Annotated in this window: 17 protein-coding genes; all 17 read right to left on the reverse strand. The window is 43.8% G+C overall.

Going from position 1 to position 18,484, the window contains the following annotated elements; all coding sequences use genetic code 11:
• Window positions 1-74 precede the first annotated feature (74 nt).
• The gene (locus C8273_RS08825; RefSeq protein WP_106627364.1) at window positions 75-848 is read right to left on the reverse strand and encodes a hypothetical protein; all 774 of its coding nucleotides are present in this window, start codon (window positions 846-848) and stop codon (window positions 75-77) included.
• 190 nt (window positions 849-1,038) lie between these two features.
• The gene (locus C8273_RS08830; RefSeq protein ID WP_106627365.1) at window positions 1,039-2,013 is read right to left on the reverse strand and encodes an SDR family oxidoreductase; all 975 of its coding nucleotides are present in this window, start codon (window positions 2,011-2,013) and stop codon (window positions 1,039-1,041) included.
• Between the two features lie 77 nt (window positions 2,014-2,090).
• A complete protein-coding gene (locus C8273_RS08835) occupies window positions 2,091-3,089 on the reverse strand; it encodes a DUF4238 domain-containing protein (RefSeq protein ID WP_106627366.1) in 999 nt (332 codons plus the stop codon).
• A 221-nt stretch (window positions 3,090-3,310) separates the two neighbouring features.
• Window positions 3,311-4,549: an ISL3 family transposase gene (locus tag C8273_RS13225; RefSeq protein WP_159060757.1), complete on the reverse strand. Its 1,239-nt coding sequence runs from the start codon at window positions 4,547-4,549 to the stop codon at window positions 3,311-3,313.
• Between the two features lie 355 nt (window positions 4,550-4,904).
• Window positions 4,905-5,690 carry a hypothetical protein gene (locus tag C8273_RS08850; protein WP_106627367.1) on the reverse strand — a complete coding sequence of 262 codons (786 nt, stop codon included), beginning with the start codon at window positions 5,688-5,690 and terminating at the stop codon, window positions 4,905-4,907.
• Window positions 5,684-6,943, reverse strand: a complete 1,260-nt coding sequence (locus C8273_RS08855; protein ID WP_106627368.1) for an AAA family ATPase — start codon at window positions 6,941-6,943, stop codon at window positions 5,684-5,686. Before C8273_RS08855 ends, C8273_RS08850 begins: the two co-directional genes overlap by 7 nt.
• Before the next feature lie 318 nt (window positions 6,944-7,261).
• The gene (locus tag C8273_RS08860; protein WP_106627369.1) at window positions 7,262-8,575 is read right to left on the reverse strand and encodes a sugar phosphate nucleotidyltransferase; all 1,314 of its coding nucleotides are present in this window, start codon (window positions 8,573-8,575) and stop codon (window positions 7,262-7,264) included.
• Window positions 8,576-8,636: 61 nt separating this feature from the next.
• Window positions 8,637-9,722, reverse strand: coding sequence for a DegT/DnrJ/EryC1/StrS family aminotransferase (locus C8273_RS08865; RefSeq protein ID WP_106627370.1), 1,086 nt, complete (start codon window positions 9,720-9,722; stop codon window positions 8,637-8,639).
• Window positions 9,723-9,746: 24 nt separating this feature from the next.
• Window positions 9,747-10,154, reverse strand: coding sequence for a cupin domain-containing protein (locus tag C8273_RS08870; RefSeq protein ID WP_106627371.1), 408 nt, complete (start codon window positions 10,152-10,154; stop codon window positions 9,747-9,749).
• Window positions 10,155-10,199: 45 nt separating this feature from the next.
• Complete coding sequence (locus C8273_RS08875; protein ID WP_106627372.1) at window positions 10,200-11,111, reverse strand: NAD-dependent epimerase/dehydratase family protein; 912 nt, start codon at window positions 11,109-11,111, stop codon at window positions 10,200-10,202.
• Complete coding sequence (gene gmd / locus C8273_RS08880) at window positions 11,108-12,154, reverse strand: GDP-mannose 4,6-dehydratase (RefSeq protein ID WP_106627373.1); 1,047 nt, start codon at window positions 12,152-12,154, stop codon at window positions 11,108-11,110. The genes C8273_RS08875 and gmd overlap by 4 nt, the downstream gene beginning before the upstream one ends.
• Before the next feature lie 111 nt (window positions 12,155-12,265).
• On the reverse strand, window positions 12,266-13,045 hold the full coding sequence (locus tag C8273_RS08885; RefSeq protein WP_106627374.1) for a hypothetical protein: 780 nt from the start codon (window positions 13,043-13,045) through the stop codon (window positions 12,266-12,268).
• A gap of 71 nt (window positions 13,046-13,116) precedes the next feature.
• The gene (locus tag C8273_RS08890) at window positions 13,117-13,986 is read right to left on the reverse strand and encodes a LicD family protein (RefSeq protein ID WP_106627375.1); all 870 of its coding nucleotides are present in this window, start codon (window positions 13,984-13,986) and stop codon (window positions 13,117-13,119) included.
• A gap of 10 nt (window positions 13,987-13,996) precedes the next feature.
• The gene (locus tag C8273_RS08895; RefSeq protein ID WP_159060758.1) at window positions 13,997-15,424 is read right to left on the reverse strand and encodes a polysaccharide biosynthesis protein; all 1,428 of its coding nucleotides are present in this window, start codon (window positions 15,422-15,424) and stop codon (window positions 13,997-13,999) included.
• Between the two features lie 11 nt (window positions 15,425-15,435).
• Window positions 15,436-16,431, reverse strand: a complete 996-nt coding sequence (locus tag C8273_RS08900; RefSeq protein ID WP_234343988.1) for an EpsG family protein — start codon at window positions 16,429-16,431, stop codon at window positions 15,436-15,438.
• A gap of 192 nt (window positions 16,432-16,623) precedes the next feature.
• Window positions 16,624-17,694 (reverse strand): NAD-dependent epimerase/dehydratase family protein, encoded by a 1,071-nt coding sequence (locus C8273_RS08905; RefSeq protein WP_199821061.1) that lies wholly within the window; start codon window positions 17,692-17,694, stop codon window positions 16,624-16,626.
• Between the two features lie 46 nt (window positions 17,695-17,740).
• The gene (locus C8273_RS08910; protein ID WP_106627378.1) at window positions 17,741-18,463 is read right to left on the reverse strand and encodes an IspD/TarI family cytidylyltransferase; all 723 of its coding nucleotides are present in this window, start codon (window positions 18,461-18,463) and stop codon (window positions 17,741-17,743) included.
• Between the last annotated feature and the right edge of the window lie 21 nt (window positions 18,464-18,484).

The following is an 18,484-nucleotide window of genomic DNA, read 5'->3' on the forward strand; positions in this document are numbered from 1 at the left end:
CCCACTACTCTATGTATATGAAGCCTTCCAGAAAAGAATATCCTCATCCCCGAATCCGTCGGATTCGGATATTCTCACTCATCATTCTTACAGAACTTTATCGCACTAGGTCTAAGCAAATCCACGCTAAATGGAGGATACTTAAAATTAAGAGTACCGATCATCGCAATATCATAAAGACATTCTTCGTCGATCACATCTCTTATTTTATAACGACAGGTTCTCGTTTGTATTATCCCGCCACCTCTCTGTTCGGCAAAAATCTGCAACAAGTAATACAACGCTCCATTATTTCCATATCGCTTTTCAACATGGAGTTTCACCTTTCCATAAAAAACAAATATTTCATCCGTCTTTTCTTTTCGGATTCCTTCTCCTCCCGCATTGAGACTCTTACGCCGTAAACATCGTATTGTCTTGCCTCCCCTCGTATTCTCCATAACACACATAGGATTCGTTTTCTCGGTCGCACCATCTTTTGAGTACGGCTTTACAGCACTTTGCTTTTCCCTGCATAACATATAAAGAATACTATTCAGCTTATCGTCTATTTCATTTTCCGTCATCAAAGAAAAATACTGTTTCACGCAATCGGGCAAAGCATATTCGTAGTTATAGGAACAATTATTTTGATGGAATGAACTTGGTATACGCCGAAGGTGCGCTTTTTTTATGGAAGTCTTATGAACAAAAGTCAACTGTGCCTGCCGGCATTCTGGGCAATACATTTTTCCTTCATATTTTCCGATTTTTCCACTGTACCGGTCTGCATATTCAGCAACATCATCCACAGAACATATTTGTCCATCATCAGTAAAATAAAATTGGTCAAAACGCTTCGGTGACATTTCGATATCTCCTTGTATTGATCATCACATTTAACGGATATTATCCCCGAAAAACGCATAAAAGCACATACTCTTTTCAGTCAACAGTCCTTCACCAAAAATCTTCCATAGCATAATCTTTTTCATCCACAAACGGCATCACCATGATCGCATATATATATATATGATCACGACGATGCCGTTCTATATATTACAGATTTTCCTTATACCACTGGATCGCTTCCTTGATTCCCTTCTCGAAATCATACTCCGGTGCATAGCCGAGATTCTTGCGAATCTTCGAGATGTCCGCCCCACTGTGACGAATATCGCCCTTGCGCTCCGGCCCATAGATCGGCTTCAGATCCTTCTCGAACAGTTCACTGAGCACAGCATACATCTCGTTGAGACTTGAGCGCTTGCCCGCCGCGACATTATACGCCTCGCCCGCCACCTCATGCGGCGCAACACACGCAAGGAGATTCGCCTGCACAACATCCTCAACATAGACGAAATCGCGCGACTGCTCCCCATCCCCGTTGATCGTCGGCGGCTCATCGCGGAGCAAGCACTCGATGAACTTTGGAATCACCGCCGCGTATGCACCGTTCGGATCCTGCCGCCGTCCATAGACATTGAAATAGCGCATTCCGTAGCAGTCCAGACCATAGTGCATCGTGTACTGATAGGCATACTCCTCGGCAACAAACTTCGTCACCGCATACGTCGAGAGCCGATTGCCAACGATTTCCTCGCGCTTCGGCATCGTCTCATCATCGCCATAGACCGCAGCACTGGATGCGTAGGTGAACTTCTTCACCCCGTTTTTCGCCGCCGCATCCATCATATTCACCGTGCCCACAATATTCGTCAGCGTGTACTCCACCGGCCGCTCAATGCTCTCAGGCACACTCACCGCCGCCGCCTGATGCAGCACGTAGTCCACACCCTCGCATACACGATGACAAAGCGTCGCATCTCGGATATCCCCCTCGATAAACTCGAAGTTCGGATTGTCCCGAAATCCCGCGATATTTTTCGCATATCCCGTCGACAGATTGTCCAGCACACGAACTCTGTGCCCCATATTGAGCAGGGCTTCGGCTAGGTTAGATCCGATAAAGCCTGCGCCGCCCGTGACAAGGAATAAACTGTTTTCCGGAAATACGATTGTACGATAGTCCATAATTCCCTCCAACGACTCTTAACAAACACTCCCATCAGGTCTATAACATTCATATTTTATAAAAGCGATAATGGGTTCTATGATGTTTTTATATTATTCCCACAAAAATAATGATTAAAATCTTCTTCATTCAATGAATAAAGGTTCTGATAAGAAGCAGTGATAAGTTTATTATTATAATCATGAACGAGAGCTTCTTCAACAAGCATTTCATCTTCTATATCTCTATCATTAACCGTGATTGCAACTCGAGGTGATATCGGATAATAAAAGACTAGTTCCTTTATATCCTCACCAACCGAGTGATTGGCTTTTAGATTAATAACAGGCTGGTCTGAAGTTAAAAAATTTTGTTTTGATGAATTTATAAGGAGTGTCATATGGGTATCTTGATCCAATAGATAATCCGTACAAGCAGACTGAAATTCCCATGTAAACATATGGACAAGATGCTCTGCATGAATATTTTCCGGAGAGATATTTAATGTAGACCATTTAGGGTCTTTTTTTGCTTTTTCTAGAGTATTAATAAGCCCATCTTTTATCTTCCTCGTTCGAAAATACTGGATACATAGATAATTAATAAAATCAGATTTGTCTTCCTGAGTATAAAAGGATTTTTCTTTATTTCTCAGTGCATTTAACCACAACATTGCCTGTCCTTCGATATCATTATGAAAATCTTCGACCGTATTGATTTTTTGCTCATCAATCAAAAGCTTCATTTTGTTAAAGGCATCCAATATTTCTTCATTTAAATCAGTATAGATCTCTATTATCTTGGAGAATCTATCAAGCAAACTTTCATTCTTATATGGTAGTTGATACAACGCTAAATGTTCTAACAGAAGCGCTTGTTTCCGTGACGGATATTTAGAAATCCATCTTTTATAAAATTGGACTTCATCTTCATTCCACCGTTCTATTTTATAGAAATCTCGTTCTTGAGCAACATTCTTGATATGAGTTTTGAAAGGTGACCGTCTCTCCCTTAAACAAACAATCTGTTTTTTGTTATCTGCCCACGCCTGTAAATACCCTTGAAAAACATAGTGTTGCTGCCTTTTCTTCCCCATCAGAATTTATCCCCCCATCGAAAGCACGAGACATCATCAGAATGTGTGGGTAAAATCCCATCTCCTCAGGCGCCACATATTCCCATGGCAAACGAACATCGATATCAGAACAGCGGAGCATGATCATATCAAGCATGTTATCAATAATTGCGAAAGCCATATGCCATATAAACCGACAGCTTGATTTTGGCTCTACTCCAAAATTAGTGGAAAAGCTATTTTCAGAACAGAACAGGCGTGGCCAATTCCAATTTTCCTGCGACCAAGTAGATCATTGCGGCATAGCCTTCAAAGCTATGAAAACCTCTTGCCTTGCGCTTCGCCGCTTGAATCATTGCGTTGATTCCTTCGCAAATCGCGTTCGTCAGGCGCGTATGAAAATAGTTCAGTATTTCCTTGCTGTGATTCCTGAGCGTCAAGGCAGCATCCTTCATCGGTTTCAGTCGACAGCGTCGCATCCATGAATACAGCTTGTCCAGTCGCTCCTGCGCCTCCACCATGGAGGTCGACGCATAGAAGTCATCCAGAGACCGGACAATCCGAAAGGCACGCCCCGTCTTCTTGTACTGCTTGGAAAGTTCCGCTACCATTGTCCGTTGCTTGTCGGTCATGCGCCCTTGCGACACCATGAACAGTTTGCGGCGCAGAAACAGCTCCTTTTTCCGGCCGGACTCTTTTTGCTCATCCTTACGCACCGCATCCAAGGCTTTGAGCAGCACCTGTTTGACATGAAATTTGTCGATGGTCTGCTTGGCGTTCGGAAACACTTCCCGGACGGCGGACAGGTAGCTTGCGGACATGTCGCTGGTGACAGAATTGACGCTCTTCGTGTTGCCACCGTTCCTCTCCAGTTTTTCGCCCACGTTTTTGACCGCCGTTTTGTCGCGACCGGGTTCGACGTCGAAGACACGGCGCTTTACTGCGTCGACGGCGACGGTGACGTATTTGTGCCCATGACGAAAGGATGTCTCATCCATGGCGATGGAGCAGGTATCGGAAAGATCCATACGATTTACCGCGTCATGCACCCAATACGTAAGGATAGCGGCGAGCGACTTTTCGTCACAGCGAAGCAGACGGGAGGCTCTGGCACGAGGAACGTCTTGCAGGAGCAGCATGGCGTAGCCTTCGAACAGCAGGGTAAAGCGACTGTTCTTGCGCTCAAACGGCGCATTGACCTGCACTGTGCCGCATTTATCGCAGAGAACACGGGGACGCTTGCAGTGGACATAACAGGGATAAAACAGGCAGTCCGCATGACGCCAGATACGTTCCTTCGGCTCGTAGCCGTACCGTTTGGTCGGCGCACCGCAGACAGGACAGCACAGCGCAGCCGCCTTGTCTATGCCCACATGTATATGGATTGCCGGCTCTTCCTCGTTAAATTCTGCGCCTATGATATACCATGGAGCCTCTAGCCGCAGTGATCCTGCGAGCATCTTGTCAAAATTCTCGACCATTTTTCATCACCATAGTCGATTATACCATTTCCACTACTTCGGGAGTAGAGCCAAATTGGGAAACTGTCCGATTTGCTATTGCAATTAACCTTTTACAACTTCCCACTTCACTGTTCATCCCTTCCAGAATAGCATTAGTTGCAGATGTGAATTTCCATGGGGATTCTTTCGATGGTTTGAACCCCGCTCGATATATACACCAGGATTCGGGGATGTTCAAAACAACAACAAACAAGTTTGCAGAATCCATGAGCAATTCCATCTTTCTCATTCTATGTCATGGATACAATTTCACCGAAAGAGATACGGATTTTCAAGTGTTACCCACACAGCAAACAGTGAAAGGTCATTTTTCTCAAAGGTTTCGCAACGTCTCATAGCCTTGCAAAAAATATCGCCTGCATTTCTCAGCAACTATACTAGGGCGAATTTCTCTTAGCATAATTTCGCCATGCCTCTTTTTAGAATAATATAGATGCCGTGATTGAATACCTGCTGCCTGTTGGAGAGCCACACTGCTCACCGCGTCTTGCAACTGATCGCTCAATTTGACATATTTATTTTCGACCCAACCATAGGTTTCAAGATCATCTCTATAATCACCTAAAAGATTGCTAAAAATGAACTGCCTTAAATGATGGAGAAATCTTCTCCTTTCAGTCATGGAAAGATCCTCTACAAATCGCTTGTTTTCATATACATACTGGAAACTCTTTTCCCAATCTGCCAGAAACCACGCTTCAATCTCCGGGGAGGCATACAGAAAAATGACAGGTACGTTCCTTCCCAGACACGCATGGATTCTACGGATAGCGCCCTCCCTATACGCATTCACTTCACCATCGGCACAATCATGAAAACGTCCATCCAAGTCATCTTCAATCAAAACAGCCTGGCAACAGCTGATGTCTGCTTCATTCCTATATTTCCTAAGGATAGTACAAACCCGTTCCAGCAGAGCCTTGCCTGAAAGGCCGTTGTATTCATTTCGGATACTTTTCGATTCCCCTTTTCTTTTTCTCGTTTTGTTCGGAAGGCATTGAACGAAATCGCATGCGTTATTGATTTTCTTCAAAAACAACTGCATTGTCCCAGCTTCTGTGTAGCCGCAAGTAAAAAAACATGCCACCTGAATCACCACGGCCACCCACCTAATGCGGGATCATTAGTTCGGTACAAATCCCCCAACTCCCAATCTCCCAAATCTTCTTTGATGTCCTCATACAAAATCTTTTTCGTGGGATTCCTCTCTGAAAAAACGAATACAGAAACGTCGCCTGCCTTAAATCCTTCCGTAAATCCATCCAAAAAATCAGGAGAATGCGTACTGATAAAAATCTGTTGAAATGTATCGGTTTCTTGCATCCAATTCGCAACTACCTTTTGCCATGCAGGATGGAGATTCATTTCCGGCTCATCAATCGCTAAAAGAGAATAATCGTCTCTCTTCGGCATATTAATCAACAAATTCAATACAAGGGCTTTGATCGTGCCTTCTGAGATATCCTCCAGATCGAACTCACCCCCATTATTTCCTAGGCGAAAAATCATCTTCTCATAAGCATTGACTATCTCAATAGATTCAAGATCATGAATCAATTCCCTTGCCTTTTTTTGAAAGATTTTTTTCCAGTGAATTCCCTTCTCTACATTATACGTATTAAACACACTGACAAAATTCGATGCATCTGCACAAAGCAACGAGTCTGTACTTCTCACAGGAGCAGGAAGTGAAATTTTTTCAGAGGAAAACCGACTCGTAGAATAAACGCCAATATGTTCAAAGTAACTTTTTATCTTATTCAATTTTTTTGATATCCCGAGGCTTGTTCGATCCTCTTGATAAAATTCCTCAGAATCCAAGAGTATGTCCTTGATTTGAGCGATGATTGTTTCTTGGGGGTTGACAGAAAAACTCATACGCTTATTTGTCTGTCCCCGTTCCATTGCAGATGAGACAACGCCTTGCCCAGACTTACTATCATGACACGAAAAGAAATTAAAGGGGTTGCTGTAATAATCACTTTTTTCCGCAGAATTCAGTCGTTCCAAAGTAATATTGCAATCATCTGGCTTATCACCAACTTGGAAAGAAAATCTATATTCAAAACTCTCTCCATCCAATTCAAACAGCCAAGATAATTCAATAGGATCTCCTCTGTTTACATCCTTCTTTCGCATATGATCCCATCCATGCCGCTGAACCGCATCTAAGAAAGCTGTATTTCCGTCTACAATTCGCGAATTCCGCAACATGTCTGAAAGAAATGTCAATGCGCGAATAAAATTTGTCTTCCCAGAGTTATTTCCGCCAATCAGAAGATTGATGCGATCAAACGTCAAATTCGGTATATTCACATTACGGAAATTCTTAGAGTAAAATTTCTTTATCATTCGATTTCCCCCTTAGTATAGTATGTTTTGTAAACAAAGCAGCATCTGACTTTCTGGAGGAAGTTGCGTTAAGTGCGCCCTTCTTCTGGGAATCTGTACGAATTCATTTCAAAAGGGGGCTTGAGATATTACCCATTTGCTTCCTCTATAGTCATAATATTCACGTTCGACTCAGTTAGTTATACAGCTTATTCAGTTATCTTAAAAGAATCCCGCGCCTTCCCACTGTACGCATCAGTAAGCAGCGAAAGCCCCGACTCCATAAGTCAACAATTCTATAAACCAACCCCATTTTCCTGCATAGACCGTACCATTCCGTCACCCTCCCCACACAATCTTATCCTCCACATCAATCTCCTCACCCGTCTGGATCTCCATTACCTTCAACAGCGTTTCCGCTCGTATCGTATGGAACGAGCCGCGCGGAATACGTACCGTCTGCCCCTCGGCAACAGCGAACTCATTGCCATCGAGTTTTACCCAGCCGCGCCCCTCGATCACCGTCCACGCCTCATCTCGTCGCTCGTGCAGGTGATAGGTCAGAGAACGCCCCGGACTGAGCGTGATCTTAATCGTGAGACTCTCCGTTTCCGCATCGATGATGCGGAACTCTCCCCATGATTTTTCCGCGTACATCACGGGCGTATGCAGACGCTCCGCATAGGGCTTCATCGCACTTGAGCGGGTCTTGTCCGCGATGAGGATGCCCTCCGGACTCGCTGCGACGACGACATCCTTCAGCCCCATACAAAGAACGGGCATCGGCAATGTATTTACAACATGAGAATTCCTGCAAGTTTCGTCCATTGTAACGCGACCGATCGTATGCTCCGGCATCACCTCGGCAAGCGTATTCCACGTTCCTATATCGAGCCAAGTTCCACTATAACGCTGCACAACAATACTGGATTCCTTTTCAACAACCGCATAGTCAAAGCTGATTTTGGTCAGATCCTCATAACGATTGAACAAATCCTCGTAGTCCGCATAGCCAAGCAGTTCACGGGCTTTATCAAGTGCATAGCCAAGTTTGAACGCAAAAACACCGCTGTTCCACAGCGCCCCTTGCGCAATGTATTTCTCAGCGGTTTCTTTATTCGGTTTTTCTTTGAACTCCTGCACCTTGCTTTGTGATTCCTGAGACACAGGCATAATATAGCCATACTTCTCACTCGGATACGTCGGCTCGATGCCCATCAAGACAAGATGCGCAGAACCTTCCCGTTCAGCTTCCTCGAGCAACTGCACAACGGCACGAAAATATCCCTCATCGACATAAGGATCGGCAGGACAAATCGCCACAGCCTCATCGATAGGAACACCACGAACTTCATGCAGATAGGCAGAAACCAAAGCAATTGCCGGAAACGTATCGCGTCGGCATGGCTCGATAGAAATATTTACCCCTGCGCCAAGCTGCCGCCGAATCAGAGATGTTTGCTCCCGCCCCGTTGCAACTGTAATCGGCACATCTGCCGCAACACTCTGCACCTGACGGAAGACACGCTGAATCATCGATTCGTGTGTTCCGTCTTGTCGTTTCAAAAGACGAAGAAATTGCTTAGAATATAAATCATTGGAGAGCGGCCACAGACGCTTGCCCGCGCCGCCGGAAAGTAATACAAGTTGCATATCTACCCCATCCTGCATAGCACAAGTCTACATAAACCGCTCTCCACACACCAATCATTCATCAAGCAAAATACGCTTTGATATGCTTGCAGACCTCTTCAATCTCCTCATCTGTCAGTTGTGCTGCGGACGGAAGCCAAAGCCCCTTGCGCGAAATCTCCTCCGTCACAGGATAGCTCCCCTCATAGCCATAGGCAGGCTCTGCATGGAGCGGCGGATAGAAGTCACGCGAGCCGACACCATGTTCCTTCAGATAGGTTTTCAGTCCTTCGCGATCCTCCACAAGAATATCAATAAACCACGGTGTCGTATTCTCATAATTTGTCGGGATAAATTCAACCTGCTTTACATCAGCAAGCAATTTTTCATAGAGTTTGCCGATTTCCTTCTTTCGCTCGACACGATAGGCGAGCTTCTTCATCTGCTCCAGACCGACAACCGCCTGCAGATCCGTGAACTTGAAGTTCCATCCCTTGATGAGATAATGATCAATACCGCCCTGCGAGCGTCCGAAATCACGAATCTTCCTGATACGGTCGAAAAGCTCCGCATCGTCCGTGATGAGTGCACCGCCCTGCCCCGTCGTAATGACCTTCGGCGCACTGAACGAGAAGCTGCCGATATGACCAAAAAGCCCGAGATGCTTGCCATTGACGCGTGAACCAAGTGACTGCGCGGCGTCTTCAATTAGCCAAAGACCTTTCTCTTTGCAGAACGCCGCAAACTGCTCGATCTCTTCCGGATAACGCCCATTGATGGTCACGAGCATGACCGCCTTCGTCTTCGGCGTGATCGCCGCCTTCATCTTCTCAAAGTCCATGCAGAGATTCCGGCGGTTGATGTCAACAAAGACAGCCTTCGCCCCGATCAGTTCCGCAGAGTTCGGCGTCGCAACCATCGTATAATCGGGGACAATAACCTCGTCATCCTTCTTTACACCACATGCCATCAGTGCGATCGAAAGACTGACCGTTCCATTTGCAACAACAGAGCAGTACTTTGCCCCCGTATATTCCGCGATACGGTCTTCAAGCTCCCGCGTCTTGCGGAATTCCGTCACCCAGCCGCCGGATTTCATATATTCATGTACGGCATTCGCCTCGGCATCGTCAAACCACGGCTCCATCTGATTGATAAACTGACTCATTGAAACCACCTCCACAAATACTGTTTAGATTCGTACCCGATCCACTTCAGCCCCAAGGTAAGGACCATTTTTTATTTCTACGACTTGCGTACCATCTTCCAAAATTTTATACCCATGCGCGCCGTTGAGCAAGACCAAAATTTCTCCCTGTTTCACGACAAACCTGTCCAGCAGCGAATGGGGCTCATCCTCATCAAAGATACTCGCTTGAATCGAACCTTTCTGAATGACAAGAACCTCCTGCGTACGCTTGACTGTACGCTCTACGAGGTTGTGCTGATGCGCAAGCAGGTCTTTTCCTGCCTCATACCGCCATGTTCCAACCTGAATGAAGTCCGCGTCATCCGAGAAGAACCCTAGTCCATCCTTAATATCCTCTGTCGTGATATGTTTCGCCAAAAGCTGTCCACTCGGAGATTGTACTGTTTTCATTTCTATCCCCCATTTCCATCAAATAATATAAGCCTAAACGGCTATTTAACGGTTTTCAAGATACCACGCGACCGTCTCACGAATCCCGGCGCGAAAATCCTTCTCGGGACGCCAGCCGAGGAGCTCCATCCCTCTGCTGCCGTCTACCGTTTTATACGGAGCACCATCAGGCTTCGATGGGTCGAGTTTCAATTCGCCCGTATAGCCGACATCCTCTTGGATGATTTTCGCCATATCGATGATGGATATGCCCTTGCCCACGCCGATATTCACGGGCCGCTCCTCGTGCGGTGCATCGAGTCCGCGCACCATCGCCTCCGCACCATCATCGACATACAGCCATTCGCGCACAGGCTTTCCCGACCCCCAAACAATGACCTCGGGCAGGTTCTCTCGCTTTGCCTTTACAATCTTCATGATGAGAGCGCCGAGTGCATGAGAACGCTCCTCCTCAAAGTGATCCTCGGGACCATACATATTGGAAAGAATCAGGTTGAGCGAGTCCAGACCATACTGCTTCTCGTACGCCCATGCACCTACCCAGGAAGTCTTGCGCGCATGTCCATAAACCATGACAGACTCATGAAGTTTGCCCTCCCAGAACTCACTTTCCTTGAAAAACGTTGCCCTCGCGGGATAGGCACAGTTTGAAATTGGGTTGACAAGCCGCCGAACAGAAACCTCTTTACAGGCATCGAGAATGTTGATTGTCATCAGCAGATTGTTGCGGAAAAGCTCCGCAGGATGCTTATAGCCGAACTGAATGCCGCCGACATAGGCGGCGCAGTTGATGACCTTCTCCGGCTTCACCTCTTTGAAGAGCTTTTGAACCGCAGAGGGTTCCCTTAGATCTATTCCCATCGACAACGATGTCGGATGAAATGCCAACCCGCGTGCCTTTAGTTTTCTTGCAACGCGTTTCCCAAGAAAGCCCGTCGCACCCGTCAATAAAATCATTTGTGATCACCGCCAAAATTATCAAACTTCATATCATAATCCATCATAATCTCCACAAGACGCTCGAAGCTCGTCTTGTTCGTCCAGCCAAGCTTCTCCTTCGCCTTGGACGGGTCGCCCCAGAGGAACTCAACCTCGGCAGGACGGAAAAAGCTCGGATCAACATCAACAAGAATGCGGTTTGTCTTGCGGTCATACGCCTTTTCCTCGACGCCCTCACCTTCCCATGCAATCTTCACACCGATATGACGGAAAGCAAGCTCCGTGAACTCCCGCACCGTATGCGTTTCACCCGTCGCAATCACGAAGTCATCAGGTTTGTCCTGCTGCAGCATCAGCCACATCGCCTCAACATAATCCTTCGCATAGCCCCAATCACGCTTTGCGTCCAGATTGCCAAGGGACAGCTTGTCCTGTCGCCCCTGAGCGATACGTGCCACAGCGCGTGTGATCTTCTTCGTCACAAAATTTTCTCCACGCCGCGGTGATTCATGGTTAAACAAGATCCCATTACACGCATACAAATCATAAGCTTCCCTGTAATTTACAGTAACCCAATACGCATACAGCTTTGCAGCGCCATACGGGCTTTTCGGATAAAACGGCGTTTTCTCACTCTGCGGAGCAGTCTCAGGAAGACCGCCAAAGAGCTCCGAGGTAGACGCCTGATAGAAACGTATCGGAATACCGGCTTGACGCACTGCCTCAAGCAATCGAATTGTTCCAACTCCTGTCGCCTCTGCCGTATACTCCGGAACCTCGAACGAAACCGCAACATGGGACTGTGCCGCAAGGTTATAAACTTCATCGGGTTCGACCGCGCGAATTAGTGCGTGTGCGCTGCTCGAATCCGTCAGATCGCCATAGTGGAGGAAAATACGACCATTATATTGCATATCCGATAGGAGATGGTTAATGCGCTCTACACATGGTGTACTGTGCCGACGAATAATACCGTGTACCTCATAGTCCTTTTCAAGCAAAAGCCCAGCCAGATATGAGCCATCCTGCCCATTGATACCTGTAATAATCGCCTTTTTCATATTGAACCCCTTCCTTTTTTGCTGTGCCTCGAGACAAATAAGATAAGGAAACAGCTGTATACGAGAAAACTCTTCGTACACATTTATTGTATGTTTATTAGATTACAATCCTTATTTTCCGGCGTCTTCAAAGCTATTAAACATTTGTCGTATTTTTCTTCGCATATTCCATGGTATCATTCTTTGGAATATGCGGCTTCTATATTCTTTAAATATATATATATATAATTCCCGCGTGCTCATCAGCTTCCTTGAATTGGGTAGCTCTATACCTTGTTCTTTTAAAACATGATATACCCTTGGATCATATTTTCCTTTTATGATTAGATTCAGATAGGGAAATAGTGCATCAAGGCAGGAATACCATTTATCGTATTTATCTGTTCTGGCGGACCCAGTTATTTCAAATTGCCACGCATTCTCTTTTTCATCCAGGATATCCAATAAAACCTGCTTTTTCCAAATAGAAAACACGGCAGATGATCTATATAATTCTCCTTTTCTCACGACCCCGATAGTTTCATATTTTTCCCCTGTTGGAGGTGGCAACGGGTTTAAGCGTAGATAATTCATATCCTCTTCTTGGAAAACACGAATCATTTCATCTATGCTCTTGATTCTTATTCCATCTGTTATGAACAGATCATCAAATACTGTCAGTATATTTTTTTCTTCTATCTTGGACAGCGCTGATTTCAAATTAGCACTCCATGTAACATCCTCACCAACACAAATCGTTCTTACTCCATATCCTTCATATATTTTATTGTTCGACAGTAAATAAACCGGATAGTTGTTATGCGGCCATTTTTTATGGAAGTCCATGAAAAAGGCATCCCAAATATCCGCATATTTATCGCACGACAAAACAAGTATTGCGAAGCTGTTCATGCTTACCCTTTCTCTCTCCAGCCAGTTGACACATACATCATGTCTTTCAGGGAACCATATTCATTACCACTTCACTGCTCCTCCGGCACCGGATAATATACGCCCTTGTATTCAAGATAACTTTTATTTAGATCCAAACAAACACACTCAATCCTTGGTTTTCGTTCCTCTATGGGTGGTAATTTCATATAATCACCATATAGGATTCTTAAATATAAATCACAATCCTGCGGTACAGGCATATCATGTCCTTCAAACGGAATGTACATCGGTTTTTCAAACATTTCTTTAGGGTATTTATGTGAGATATGAACAAACGCGCACAATGCCGCATAGTTCGAACAAGCCCTTATATTATATTTGCTCATCTGTTTTTCTGCAAAATGAAAGATTTTATATTGATTTTTTCTATTAGAAACTAGTTTTAATAACCCCCTGCAGACTTTTTCGATAAACCACCCATATTTTTTTGTCGGCAGTTGATTGGCATACAGAGAAAATACAACCGCCCAAAATATCTGTAAATATCTCTGATATTTTTTTTCGGGATAGCCATCCAATGGTGATATTTCAAGAGCAATGCCTTGATTGGCATCAAAATACTCGTGTCCTTTTTGTATATAAGTCGTATTGTTATCATGAATTGTTATATATTTATTCCCGTTTACTATCTTTTCATTCGGACGAACACAGGAAAACCTTTTTGTATCTGCATCCTTATTCCAAAGCTCCTCCAGACGTTCATAGTCATCTCTTTTCATCATCAAGTCGATATCATCATCCCATGGAATGAATCCGTTATGTCTAATCGCCCCTAAGCACGAGCCCCCTCCTAAATAAAATTCCATTTTGTGATCGTCGCAAAATTTTTTAAAATAAATCAACAAGTCCAGACTCTTTTTTTGTAATACCCTTAATTCATCATCGTCAATGGTATACATCTGCTTCCCCCTAAATATTCATATATATTTCTTTTATCGCTTTACATTTTACCTTAATAGAATTAAAATTCCATATCCCAACCGCGAACAACAACAGCCCATATATCACGCCCCCCTTGAAGGCGTCCAAATTAACAACAATAATATAATACAGTATCACAATCATAAATGTAATACCTTCTGCCCCCATTGAATACCGTTCTATACAAAGCGCCCTCTTAATTATTTTCATCCCCATAATATGTTTACAGACAAAAATAGAAACAAGGCACATCATAACATTTATTACAGAGCACATATCCAACCAAATGATTACCCCAAAAAGCACGCTTACAAGCAGGCTCACGACATTTGTATATAAAATTTGTTTTTCTTGTCTTATCACCTTTAATATTGTCGATTCCAATGATGTCCATTTTATATCATATATGCACATAGGGAACAAAAGCCCCATATATATAAAGCTGTCTACATAATTGGGAAGCCATATTGTCAATAAAACACATAACGGGAAATATAGCCATTGCAAACATAAACCAAAATAGCATAACAGATCATTCGTAAGCACAAAACTATCCTTTATATATTTTTCATTGATCCGCCTCATTGCCGGGAACAACGCCAAACTAGCTGCATTTGATAGTACAACAAAAGCTCCAACAGCACTAATTGCCAAAGATACCTTACCGAAGGTAATTATATCCCACTTGTTTTCAATCAAAAATCTAAAAATACCTATTGATAACATACTGGAAAAATTAGAAAAATATAAATTCACCCCACAAGACCAGTTTTCTACAATCTCAGAAACAGCTTTTTTAAGGTTTGCGACGCCGCTGCTTCGGAGCTCCGGCATAATTCTTCTGACATATAAGTATGAACAGCCTCTTGCCAGCAAGTCTATAAAGCATATTACTTCAAAGGAATTTTGCTTATGAAAAATAAAGTAGATTATACTCAATGATATAAATACTATTCTTTCTAAGAGCATCACCTTGGCATATTCCGCCATTCTCGCCGTGGTGAGCAAAAGTTGTGAGTAAAATATCCTAATACCGGCTAAAACAAATGCTATGGCACAAATCATAAATACAATACCTTTTTCGGTATCCGGTTCGAACCCGCCTATAGCAAATATGATGGTTGCCATGAGAACTTCTATAATCGTTAAAAACTTGAATTGAGCATACAGCAGCGGGAACTCCAATTCCTTATAACGGACTCCGCCATACCTCAAATAAATTCCGTCAATGATTCCAAGATGTCCAAAAATGACAAAAGACGAATAAAACAAATATAACTGAAAATAAGAATAATCCACTTCCGATAGCACTTTAGGGAAAATCAGTGTAATAGATACAGAAATAAGCAGGGACAAAAAATTCGAACTAAACACCGCAAAAAAACCATACAAAAACTTCAATTTACCTTTTTTCATACCCAGCATTCTTACCTGTCGTCACCAAAGCTCAAATTAGCTTTATATGTAATATTCCCTGCCGACGCTCTCAAATCAGTATCATGCCCTGTCTGAGCCGCATTGATTCCGTACAAAAAGGTCACACTATACACGAAGACAATCGACGTAATCAATAAAGCTTTTTGTCTTATTTTATTTTTACACAACAGTATAATCCACGCTATAATAAATACGGCTGAAAAAAACGCCACTATCCTTGAATAAGGTCTTACTAGCATAAATTTCATCATCGTACATAGCGAGAGCAGAACTCCTATCACATATTCATCCCTAATATTCCAATCGAGTTGTTTAATCAAAAAGAGAAATTGAAAGAGAAAAAACCATGCACTTAGACCTAAACCAACATCCGTATCCAAGGGGACAAAATCTATATAGTTCTCATAAATTCCAAGTTGCGATATTGTCCAGGAAGCCCAAATATACTTAAATGAAGTAAATGATAATACAATTGCAATACAAGTAAGAATTACATATTTCCCCTTGCTTATATGCATCTTAAGTACAAGCGGCAGAACAAGCATCGCCAATGCGCTTATATGTATAAATGCAGCGATTAGACACCATATAATATATTTTTTATTGTTATTTTCTATTAAATATCTATATGCATACAACAATATCGCAATCGCTAAATACTGTCTCACCACATTCATCGAGAACCACCAGCCCATATCAAAAGCCGATATGATCCACAAAGATATGAATAGCAGAATATAGCGCCTATCTTTTACATACACTTTTGCTGATTTCCATATAAATACGGCTATAGCGACACTGTAAAAAGCAAACACACATTGGTAGCCTAATTCTGCTTTTTGAATTATCGTGGATAATATTTGAAACGATATCTCCGGATAAGGTAAAATTTCATCCATCACATCACATAAAAAAAACAGTTCTATATAGCTTGAATAATCTTCTCCAATATTGTTTCTTACGGCGGACATAATGGTTACGATCACCAATAGAAACCATGCCAGTATCGGTACTTCCTTCTTTATCATAAATAAGGAAACTATATTTATTCCAATAACCAGAAGAACGATCCCAACCCACGTCTCCAATATATTCACCCACCAATATTATTAAAAGGAAGCGCCGACAAAACAAACCTTCGGATTGGTACAGTTTTTCTATCAATGAATTGAATGGTGCTAATAATCACATATCGCTATCATGCGCTCATACATATCCTTCAAATCCCGGCAAGGCTGCCATCCAAGCTGCCGGATTTTTTTCGTATCAAGATTCATATAGAGTTCCGGCGGATAAACGGAGGCACTTTTTTCATCTTCACGAATAACAACACCTACAGGCGATCCATATTTTTCCAAAACAACGGGAAGATTAGCTACACATTCCGCCATCTCACGAATCGAGCAGTAGGAATCTTCATTCGCAGCATTATACGCCTCGCCATTCTTTCCGCAGAGAAGCACAGAAAGCATAGCGGTAACCGCATCTGCAGTATATAGGTATGAGTGTTCTGTTCCCCCCTTCGTCTTTAGTACAAGATCTTCTCCCCGCAGAGCCGACCGCATGAGCTGAGCGAACACGCGGTTGTCATTTCGAGGTACACCGGCACCAAAGGTTTGTGTGAGTCGAATAACCTTTGCAGGCACCCCATACTCGGCAGCGTATGCGCAACAAAGAGCTTCTACCATACGCTTTACCTCAGGATAGGAGTTGCGTGGTTGCATCGTATCAACAAAGCTCTCATGGGCTTCCTCCACTTTTTCTCTGCGGTGAAGTGCACCATAGACCTCCATACTGGATAGGAAGAGAAATGATTGGATGCGCTTCTTACGGGCAAACTCAAGAAGCGAAATGGAACCCGTGAGATTTTCACGAATGGTCTCCACGGGATGCTCGGCAAAATAACGGCTCGCAGTCGGACTGGCTCCATGGATAATGTAGTCAACTTTTTCTCCAATGACAGGGATATGCATCAGATCTCCACACAGAAAGGAGAGGGGAGCTCCTGCTGCCAAAAGCTCGCAAAACCGTCCTTTTGCACGTTCTTCGTTTCGAATCAATGCAAGAATACGCAACGGAATCGCCCGATACAGAGCAGCATAGGAAAGTGCGGAGATGAGATTAAATCCGAGGAGTCCTGTGCCACCTGTAATAAGTACGGTCTTCCCCTTTAGATCCCCCCAAGGCAGAAACGAGGCATTTGCAATATACTCCATATCCTCACGAAATATATCATTTTCAATCCACATAGGAATCCCCTCTCATGAAAATTACTTTTAGAGCGACCATTATGGCTCAAATCCCGGCAATCTGCATATTCTCGCGCGCATCCAACAGTGCACGGAAGAGATAAAAGTCCGTCGGCGTAGTAATCTTGATATTCTCAACGGATCCCGTCACCATATAAAGATGCGCGCCGTAATACTGCATCATCATTGCCGAGTCAATGAAATCGTTCCGCCCCTCAGCCTTTGCCTGTAAATGTGCTCGATAGAGCTCAGCAAGATAAAAACATTGCGGTGCACGCGCCATAGCGCAATGGGAACGATTGAAGATCTGTCCCACCTCATCCGCCTCGCTTTGAACAAAAATAGTTTCAATCGCAGGTGTCGTTGTTACTGCATTTCCATGAAGTTCCACAGACGTCAAACACATAGTAATCGTTTCTTCGTCGATGAGAGGCCGTACACCATCGTGTACTAAAACGACATCTTTTTCACTCTTTGAGATCTGTCGCGCACACGTAAGCCCTGCGAATATCGATTCCTGTCCCGTTTCTCCACCAGGTACAACATCGACAACCTTTGGGAGATGATAGTCACGTATTAACTTGTTTGCATATTCGATCCACGATGCAATGCAAACAAGTACAATCGCATCAACTTGTGGATGATTCTGAAAGTGCTCCAGCGTGTAGATAAGAACAGGTTTTCCGTGCATTTTCAAAAACTGCTTCGGTATTGCCTTTGTGTTCATACGCTTGCCTGCACCGCCGGCAAAGATCACCGCAATATTCATAGACTATACCTCATACATTTC

Origin of the sequence: Candidatus Centipeda massiliensis (assembly GCF_900290285.1) — a bacterium.
GTDB classification, from domain to species: Bacteria; Bacillota; Negativicutes; order Selenomonadales; family Selenomonadaceae; genus Centipeda; species Centipeda massiliensis.